This is a genomic window from Candidatus Avelusimicrobium faecicola (assembly GCA_900540405.1).
In the GTDB taxonomy this organism is placed as follows: Bacteria; Elusimicrobiota; Elusimicrobia; order Elusimicrobiales; family Elusimicrobiaceae; genus Avelusimicrobium; species Avelusimicrobium faecicola.
The window spans coordinates 1-9,159 of sequence record UQFW01000055.1 but is presented as its reverse complement, the minus strand read 5'-3'; the positions used below and the strand labels follow the sequence as shown (position 1 = coordinate 9,159).

The window sequence follows — 9,159 nt, the reverse complement described above, 5'->3', positions numbered from 1 at the left end:
TAAATGGTGGGCAGTACAGGATTTGAACCTGTGACCTTCCGCGTGTGAGGCGGACGCGCTACCGCTGCGCCAACTGCCCGAAAAATGAATGTACATTTATTATAACAATTTATCACGCATTTGGAAAATGTTTTTTTGCGCCACCGCCCAAAACCGCCCCGAGCGGGCCCGGTTTTTGCCCCTGTTTGCAGCTTGCGGTTGTCCGTCGGAGCGGCTGGTTTTTTCCGTCTGAGGCGCGGGCACAAGCATTGGCCCCTAATTTGATATACTATTAGTACCGCATTTTTGCGGGCATTTTACTGGTCCAAGGAGCTTATAAACAAGTATGGATTGGAGTTTGCTGGTAAACGCATTTATTGCTACGCTGGCTATTTTGAACCCGATTGGCAATATGCCAATTTTTTTGGAACACGTTGAAAATGACGAGCCCAAAGTACAGCGCGCTGTGGCGCTATTGATGTCGCTGTCTATTTTCATTATGCTTACGATATTTTTTATTTTCGGAAGCAAAATTTTAAGCGTGTTCGGTATAACCATTCCCGCCTTCCGTTTGGCAGGGTCTATTATCCTGTTAGGGGTGGGGTTGCGCATGTTGCAGGGTAAATCTAAATTTGAACGCAACGGCTTGGAAGCCGCCCGCGCCCAGGGCAGTACGTTTGACCGCGCGCGCGACCGTTTAAGCCATATTGTAGTGCCGGTGGGTATGCCGTTATTTATCGGCCCCGGCTCTATTGCAACGGTTATGTTGTATGCGGAAAAAATTACTACTTTCCCCATGGCCGTTATGATGATTGTAATGCTGTTTTTATGCGCCGCGGCGGTGGGGGCCGTATTGGTGGCCTCGCGCTATTTGTTTGCTAAAATCGGGCCGAACGGAACGCAGATTGTCATTCGCTTTATGGGTATGATTTTGTGTTCTATTGCCATGCAGTTTATGATTGACGGCGTGGGCCAATTATTGCCCGGCGTGTTGGATGCGCACTTTTTAGGCGGTCTTTCCAAATAGCCGTTTTGAAAAGCTGAAAGGGCGGCCCGGTTTGCGGCCGCCTTTTTGTTCTATGGGGGAGATATGGACCATTTTGAATTAGTTTCCAATTTTCAGCCGGCCGGTGACCAGCCGAAAGCGATTGCCGCCCTTACGCAAGGCGTTTTGCGCGGGGATGCGCGCCAAACCCTGCTGGGGGTGACGGGCTCCGGCAAAACGTTTACTATTGCCAATGTAATTGCCAATTTGAACCGCCCCACGCTTATTTTATCCCCCAATAAAGTGTTGGCCGCGCAGTTGTATGCGGAGTTCAAACAATTTTTCCCCCACAACGCGGTGGAATATTTTATTTCCTATTACGATTATTACCAGCCGGAAGCGTATATCCCGCAAACGGATACTTATATAGAAAAAGACTCCGCCGTCAATGAACATATTGATAAACTGCGCCTGAAAGCCACCACCTCTTTGGTCAGCCGCAAAGATGTAATTGTGGTGGCGTCTGTTTCCTGCATTTACAATATCGGCTCCCCGGATACATTTAAGGAAATGCGTATTTATGTAAAAAAAGGGGGCGAAATGACCCGCTCCCAATTAAGCGGGCGGCTGATTAAAATACAATACCTGCGTGACGAATTGGAATTTACTTCCGGCCGTTTCCGTATGCGCGGGCCGAATACGGATATTATGACCCCATACAGCCAAAATGCGTTGCGGGTGGAAATTTCCGGCAAAACCATTTCGCACATTTACGAAATCCACCCCGTCACCGGGGACGTGGTGGCGGAATTGGACGAAGCGTGGATTTATCCGGCCAAGCACTTTGTAGCCACTGATGAAGACACCGCCGGTGCCATAGACCAAATCAAGGCGGATTTGGAATTGCGCCGCCAAGCCCTTTTGGCGCAAGGCAAAGAAATGGAAGCCTACCGCTTAAAACAACGCACGGAATACGATATAGAAATGCTTTTAACGGCGGGTTATTGTTCCGGCATAGAAAACTACTCCCGCTATATGGACGGCCGCAAACCGGGCGAGCGCCCCGCGTGTTTGTTGGATTATTTTTTGCGCTATGACGATTTTTTAATGGTGGTGGACGAATCCCATGTGGCCCTGCCGCAAGTGCGCGGGATGTTCAACGGGGACAGGGCCCGCAAACAAATGTTGGTGGACTTCGGTTTCCGCCTGCCGTCCGCACTGGATAACCGCCCCTTAAAATTTGATGAATTTGAAAAATTAATGCCGCAAAGCATTTTTGTTTCGGCCACGCCCGGCCCGTACGAACTGACCGTTTGCGGCAACCACATTGTGGAGCAGGTCATCCGCCCTACGGGGTTGGTGGACCCGAAAGTGATTGTCCACCCCACGGAAGGGCAAATTACGCATTTGACGGAAAAAATCAAAGAGCATACCGCCAAAGGGGAGCGGACACTCGTGTTGGCTTTAACCAAAAAAACCGCCGAGGATTTAAGCGCGTATTTTGTGGAGCAGGGCCTTAAAACCCAGTATTTACATTCGGATATAGAATCTTTACAGCGGGTGGAAATTTTGAAGCAATTTCGCCGCGGGGATTTTGATGTGTTGGTGGGGATTAACCTGTTGCGCGAGGGGATTGATATTCCCCAAGTGGGGTTGGTGGCTATTTTAGGGGCCGATAACGAAGGCTTCCTGCGTAATACCACTACGCTTATTCAAATTTCCGGCCGCGCGGCGCGTAATGCGGGCGGAGAGGTTATTTTATATGCGGACCGCAAAACGGATTCTATCCGCTACGCACTGGCGGAAATGAACCGCCGCCGCACCTTGCAGGAAGCGTACAATAAAGAACACCACATCACGCCTAAAACCATTCAAAAGACGGAAGTGGAGTTAAAAGAATTTGAACAACAAACCAAAACCAGCGCGTTTGGTATTTTGAGCCAAACCTTGCCGGAACCGACGGTGCAAAATATCAAAATGGTGGAAGCGGACGTGGAACAGCAAATGCTGCAAGCGGCCGAAAACCTGAATTTTGAATTGGCCGCCGAACTGCGTGACCGCTTGTTTGAACTGCGCCAAATGCAGGTAAAAGGCACCGGTAAAAAACGCGGCAAATAACGCCTGGCCCGGGAGCGCGTTTTTTGGGCAAGCGGGCCCGCCCGGTAAAAGGCCGCGTTTGGGGGGCAACCCCTGCCAAGCACTGCGCGCCGGGGCCGGAAATTGGTAAAATATAAATATGGAAGAAATTACCCTCCCTTTACAAGCCGTACAAAAAGTAATTGGCCTGGAGCTGACCGACAGCACCAATAATGTGGCCAAGGAACTCGCCCAAGACGGGCAGGAAGCCAATACGCTGGTTCTGGCGTGCCGCCAAACGGGTGGCCGCGGCCAGTTTGACCGCACTTTCAGCTCCGAAGAAGGCGGCGTCTATTTTTCACTTATTTTACGCCCCACGGTACACCCGCGGCGCAACAGCAGTTTCAGTCTTAAAGTGGCCCAAGCCGTCAGCGGTGCGCTAGAAGATTTGTTTGAAATGAAAACCAAAATCAAAGCGCCCAATGATGTGTTGGCGTGGGAGCCTAAAACCAAAAAATGGAAGAAGATTTGCGGCATTTTGATTGAAACTTCCGCCAAAGAAGACAAAACCGATTGGATGGTGGTGGGGGTTGGTTTGAACGTGAACAACCGCCTTCCCGCCAGCCTGAAAGATACGGCTGTGAGCGTGAAACAGTTGGTAGGGCAGGAAGTGCTGAAAGAAATTGTATTGGAAGCGGTGCTGGAGCATTTTTGGCGCCGGTACAGCGAATGGGAACGCTCCGTTTGTTAGTTTTTGCTGATATTGAAAAACACACCCCGCTTGTTTGTAGCAAGCGGGGTGTTTCATATCCTTATTAATGCGGATTTTTACAAAGGTTTGGCTTATAAATCCCCAATGGCTTGTTTGACTTTAATGATAAGGTCTTTAAGTACAAAGGGTTTCATGCAAAAATCTTTGACCTGCGGATAGGTGGCAAATAATTTTTGGGATTCCGCCAACGCAGAGGTGACAATCACCGGGATAGAGCCCAGTTGTTCGTCGTCGCTCAGCACTCTTACAATAGAGGCTCCGTCCATACCGGGCAACATCACATCCAGCAAAATCAAATGCGGATGAAATTCTTTTACCATGGCCACCGCTTCGCGCCCGCTCTGGCAGGATTTTACTTCGTACCCTTCGCGCATAAGCACCAGCATAAGCAGTTCCACAATAGATGTTTCGTCTTCAATAATTAATATTCTTTTTTTCATAAGGTATTTCCCCCAAAGGTGGTATATTTATTATACTTTTTTATATGACAAAAAAAAGTTTTGATGCGTCCGTCCTGCCCCGCATGCGCGCTTTTGCCTGCCAATTTATTAAGCGCGGGGATAGCGTTTTGGTGGGGCTTTCCGGCGGGCCGGACTCCGTTTGCCTGTTGCATTTTTTGCGCTATTTGGCGGCGGAAAAACATTTTGATTTGGCGGCCCTGCATGTAAACCACTCCTTGCGCGGCGCGGCGGCCGATAACGACCAAGCCTTCTGCCGGGAGTTGTGCAAGCAGTTAAATGTGGAATTTTTCGCGCGCAAAATCAATGCCCGCCAACTGGCCGAAAAGGGCCGTTTAAGTTTGGAGCACGCCGCGCGCAAGGGGCGTTATCAGGCACTTACCCAAGTGGCTAAAAAATGGGGCGCTACCCAAGTGGCCCTCGGCCACCATTTAGACGACCAGGCCGAAACCGTTTTGCTTAACCTCTTGCGCGGCACGCAAGCCAAAGGGCTGTGCGGTATTCCCGTCACGCGGCCGCTTACGGTGGGGGTGCAAATCGTGCGGCCGCTTTTGTGTATTACGCGGGCGGAGGTGGAGGCGTATTTACAGCATAACCGCCTTTCTTGCGTGACGGACCAGACCAACGCGGATGATGCTTTTACGCGCAACTGGATTCGCTTGCGTTTGTTGCCTATGCTGGAAGAAAAACAACCGCAAATCCGCGCGCATTTGGCCGGTATGGCCGCGCAATTACAGGAACTGTTTGCCGCTAAAGAATAGTTTAGCCCCGGGCCCTGCTCAATTTGATAACATATACATAATATGGGTACCAGTAAAATATTACAATTAGCGTATTTGAACCGGCTGGACGTGCGGGATTTGACGTTTGATTCCAACGCGGTGCGCCCGGGCAGCGTGTTTTTTGCCCTCAAAGGCGCGCGCGTGGACGGCAACCGGTTTATTCCGCAAGCAGTGGCAAACGGAGCCGTGATGGTGGTTTCCGCTTTTCCGACGGCTCAAAATTACGGGGTTTTGTATGTCCAATCGGACGATATTGACCGCGATATGGCAGAGGCCGCGTACGAATTTTACGGCCGTCCGTCGGATAAGCTCAACATTATCGGCATAACGGGTACCAAGGGCAAAACCTCTATTGCCTATTTAACGGAAAGTATTTTAACCCATGCCCGCAAGCGCGTCAGCGCGTTGGGTACGGTCAACTACCGCATTAACGGGCAGGTGGAGTGCGCCGCCCCCAACACCACGCCGGCGGCGTTGCCGTTGTTTAAGCTGATGCACAAAATGGTTGCCCGGCAGAGTGAATATTTGGTGATGGAAGTTTCTTCCCACGCGCTAGACCAACAGCGGGTGCGGTGTATGGATTTTAATGTGGCGGTTTTTACCAATTTACAGCGCGACCATTTGGATTACCACTTAACTTTTGATAATTATTTTAATGCCAAGCGCAAACTGTTTGAAAATTTAACTAATCCGCTCAATAAAAAACAAAACCGTGCGGCGGTGATTAATACGGACGACCCGTACGGCCGCCGTTTGGCGCAGGAATTAAACGGCCATGTGCGCGTTTTAACTTTCGGGCTGGAAAGTCCCGCGGATTATACCGCCACGGATATACAGGAAACATTGGACGGCACCGCGTTTAAGATTGGCGGCCGCGCGTGCAAAATCCGCCTGTTGGGGCGGCACAATGTGTATAACGCGCTGGCGGCGTTTGCCGCGTGCGTGAGCCAAGGGATAGACGAAACCACCGCCCTGGAAGGGTTGGCCGCGTTGCCCGGCGTACCCGGCAGAATGGAACAAATTTGCGCCGGACAGGATTTTTATGTATTTGTGGATTTTGCGTATACGGATGAATCCCTCCGCCGGGCGTATGAGGTGGTGGAGCGGTTCAAACAAGGGCGCGTGATAACCGTTTTCGGTTGCGGGGGGGAGCGTGACCGCACCAAACGCCCGCTGATGGGCCGCACGGCTTGCACGCATAGTGATTGGGTCTTTTTAACGAACGATAACCCCCGCCGGGAAGACCCGCGGCAGATTTTTGACGATATTTTGCAAGGGATGCAGGGTTGCACCAATTATACTTTACAGCCGGACCGCGCCCAAGCTATCCGCAGTGCGTTGGAAACGGCCCGCCCGCAGGATATTGTAATTATCGCCGGGAAAGGGCACGAAGATTACCAAATTATCGGCACGGAAAAACGCCACTTTTCGGACCAAGAAACGGCCCGCGCGTGGCTGAAGGAAAAGTATGTTTCGCAAAAATAAATATAAAAAAGCGTGTATTATCGGGCTGGGTAAAAGCGGCCGCGCCGTGGCGCAGTTATTGGCCGATAACGGCTATGAAGTGCTGATTAGCGAAGAAACCGCTATCCAAGAGCCCGCTTTATTAAAACTTCCGGCCGGGGTGCGGGTGGAAACCGGCGGACACACGCAAGCGGTTTTTCAAAGTGATTTTATAGTTAAAAGCCCGGGCATTTTCCCCAAAAGCCCGGTTTTGCTGGAATGTAAAAAACGCAAAATCCCGGTGTTTAGCGAGTTGGAAACCGCCCTGGCTTTTATGCCCAAAGGGGTGCGCGTGTTTGCGGTCACAGGTACCAACGGCAAAACCACCACCACCGCTTTACTGGGCGAAATTTTGGACGAACACTGCCGTCAATCGGGCCGTGGGGCCCGCGTGTTTGTGTGCGGCAATATCGGCACGCCGGTATCTTTGATTGTGCCGGAGTTAAAACCCGGGGATAATTTGGTGATAGAAGTTTCCAGTTATCAGTTGGAAGACAGCACCTATTTCCGCCCGCAATATGCGTGCCTATTAAATGTGACCCCGGACCATTTGGACCACCACGGCGGCTTAAAAAATTACATCAAGGCCAAAATGCGCATTTTTAAGAACCAGCGTGAAAAAGATGTACTGGTTTTGAACGGGGCAGACACCGCCTGCGCCCAAGCGGCGCAAAAGGCCCCTAGCGAAGTGTTCGCTTTTTCCACCCACCCGAAACACCTGCTCAAAACGGACGTATTTTTTGACGGGGATGAAATGATTTTCAGCGCCGGGCACCAACTTCGCCCGCCCCATTTGAAAGGTATTCATAATGTGGAAAACGCCATGGCCGCCGCTTTAATGGCGTTGGAGGCAGGCGTTCCTGCCGCTACCGTGCAAAGCGTGTTTGACCGCTTTACCGCCATGGAACACCGCATAGAACAATTTGCGTATCACCGTGGGGTCACTTATGTAAACGATTCCAAGGCAACCAATGTGGATTCTACCGTCACGGCCTTAAAATCTTTTCCGGCGGCCAAACATATTTGGCTGATTTTGGGCGGGCGCGATAAAGGGTTCCCGTATACGGAGCTTTTGCCGTACTTAAAAACGCGCTGTAAACAGGTTTTAACCATTGGGGAGGCTATGGATAAAATAGAAAAAGATTTGGCCGGATTCCCGCTTACGCGCTGTTTTGACCTGAAACGCGCGGCGGAATATGCGTTTGCAAACGCCCAAAAAGGGGACGTAGTGTTGTTATCCCCGGCGTGTTCCTCTTTTGACCAATTTAAGAGCTTTGAACACCGCGGCCAAGTATTCAAACAACTCATCAATGCGCTGGTTTTTGCCGCCCGCACAGACGGCAAAAATTAGCCCCCTTTCCTTTCCGGCGCAGAAATGTTATAAAGAAGTATAGGCTTTTTGAAAAAGTCTCCCACCGGAAAAGGTTATGAAACTTACCAAAATATTATTTGTTTTAACAACGGTTTGTCTGCTTTCCCCCGCGTTTGCGGCCCCGCAGGGCGCCGCTTTGGCGGGCTTGCGTACGGAGCTTATGCAATTAAAGGGGCGTGCGCCTTCGGCGGTGGTGCGGCGGGTGCTGTCTTACCGGGAAGGGGAAGAAACCCTGTTGCTTTCTGCCAGCCGCCGGGGGGATGTGGCGTTGATAGAAAAATTGGCCCAAACCCTGCCCGATTCCCGCGTATTTCAACAAAAAGATTCGTTTAAGCGTAATGCTTTCCACTGGGCGGCGGATTATAATACGGCGCTTGCGCTGATGAAAACATACTCCCGCTTGCGCTTGCACGAGGGCGCCCCGCAAGAAGACGTGTTTGATTCGCGGGCGTTTCGGACGGCGCTGATGAACGCCGGGGACCTCCGGGGCGAAACCCCGCTGATGTACCAGGTAAAAGCCCGCCGCTACGAGGTGGCTTTCCTATATTTAACTAAAAATGCGGATTTGTGCCGCAAAGCGGTATCCGGCGAAACGGCCGTGCATTTATTGGTGCGCCAATGCACCGGGCATTCGCCCGAGGCGCTCACGCTGCTGGCGCGCTTTTTGCATGGGGAGCCGTATGTGGTTTTCCTGCGGGACGGCGCCGGGCGCACCCCGCTGGAGTTAGCCCAAGAATTGCGCGCCCGCCTGGCGTATGAAAAAATAAAAGAAGTCCAACAGCAAGAAAGCGAAAGCCGCACGCGCAATTTGCGTATTTTACTGCGTAATTTTTTGAACAGTTAAGTGTTTTTTATCCAACAAAAATACCCGGCCCTGTTATAAAGGCCGGGTGTTTATTTTAAGTGCGGGGAAAAATAAAAAGGCCGCCTTTTCAAGTTCGGGCGGCAGATGGGTTGATTTGCAAAAGGATAAAAGGCCGTCTTTGCAGGTTGCGCAGGGATTGGGGTTGCGTACCCCGCGCCAAAATGGCACACAAAAAAAGACCCCCTTTTTATACCGCGTTGACGGCAGAACGCATTTGCAGATACATACAAAAAACCCCCTTTTCAGGGCTTTCCATACAAGTATTCCCGGCCACCCGCGCCAAAATAGTACACAAAAAAAGACCCCCTTTTCAGGGGGTCTTCTAAATGGAGCGGGCGAAGAGAATCGAACTCTCGTCTCAACCTTG

The 9,159-nt window shown here is 51.1% G+C and carries 9 protein-coding genes and 1 tRNA gene; 8 read left to right on the top strand and 2 right to left on the bottom strand.

The genetic code is table 11. From position 1 onward, the window contains the following. Positions 1-4 precede the first annotated feature (4 nt). A tRNA-Val gene (locus ACQY18_RS05780) sits at positions 5-79 on the bottom strand. Between the two features lie 246 nt (positions 80-325). Between ACQY18_RS05780 and ACQY18_RS05775 the strand changes: the two genes are divergently transcribed. The 3 genes from ACQY18_RS05775 (at position 326) to ACQY18_RS05765 (ending at position 3,791) form a co-directional block, all read left to right on the top strand. After that, positions 326-1,006: a MarC family protein gene (locus ACQY18_RS05775; RefSeq protein ID WP_176776984.1), complete on the top strand. Its 681-nt coding sequence runs from the start codon at positions 326-328 to the stop codon at positions 1,004-1,006. Between the two features lie 63 nt (positions 1,007-1,069). Then, the gene (gene uvrB, locus ACQY18_RS05770) at positions 1,070-3,082 is read left to right on the top strand and encodes an excinuclease ABC subunit UvrB (RefSeq protein ID WP_428039185.1); all 2,013 of its coding nucleotides are present in this window, start codon (positions 1,070-1,072) and stop codon (positions 3,080-3,082) included. Between the two features lie 118 nt (positions 3,083-3,200). Further along, positions 3,201-3,791 carry a biotin--[acetyl-CoA-carboxylase] ligase gene (locus ACQY18_RS05765; protein WP_428039184.1) on the top strand — a complete coding sequence of 197 codons (591 nt, stop codon included), beginning with the start codon at positions 3,201-3,203 and terminating at the stop codon, positions 3,789-3,791. Positions 3,792-3,883: 92 nt separating this feature from the next. Here ACQY18_RS05765 and ACQY18_RS05760 read toward each other — a convergent pair whose 3' ends face one another. Then, on the bottom strand, positions 3,884-4,252 hold the full coding sequence (locus ACQY18_RS05760) for a response regulator (RefSeq protein WP_176776987.1): 369 nt from the start codon (positions 4,250-4,252) through the stop codon (positions 3,884-3,886). A gap of 44 nt (positions 4,253-4,296) precedes the next feature. On the opposite strand from ACQY18_RS05760, the gene tilS reads away from it, so the two are divergent. From tilS to ACQY18_RS05735, 5 genes are all read left to right on the top strand, one after another. Beyond that, entirely contained in the window at positions 4,297-5,031 is a 735-nt protein-coding gene (gene tilS / locus ACQY18_RS05755; protein ID WP_428039183.1) for a tRNA lysidine(34) synthetase TilS, read from the top strand. Positions 5,032-5,073: 42 nt separating this feature from the next. Continuing rightward, positions 5,074-6,537, top strand: a complete 1,464-nt coding sequence (locus ACQY18_RS05750) for a UDP-N-acetylmuramoyl-L-alanyl-D-glutamate--2,6-diaminopimelate ligase (RefSeq protein ID WP_428039182.1) — start codon at positions 5,074-5,076, stop codon at positions 6,535-6,537. Then, positions 6,521-7,906 (top strand): UDP-N-acetylmuramoyl-L-alanine--D-glutamate ligase, encoded by a 1,386-nt coding sequence (gene murD / locus ACQY18_RS05745; RefSeq protein WP_176776990.1) that lies wholly within the window; start codon positions 6,521-6,523, stop codon positions 7,904-7,906. Before ACQY18_RS05750 ends, murD begins: the two co-directional genes overlap by 17 nt. 76 nt (positions 7,907-7,982) lie before the next feature. Beyond that, positions 7,983-8,771 (top strand): hypothetical protein, encoded by a 789-nt coding sequence (locus tag ACQY18_RS05740; protein ID WP_428039181.1) that lies wholly within the window; start codon positions 7,983-7,985, stop codon positions 8,769-8,771. A gap of 46 nt (positions 8,772-8,817) precedes the next feature. After that, the coding region (locus tag ACQY18_RS05735; RefSeq protein ID WP_428039180.1) for a hypothetical protein at positions 8,818-9,159 on the top strand (342 nt) is incomplete at its 3' end.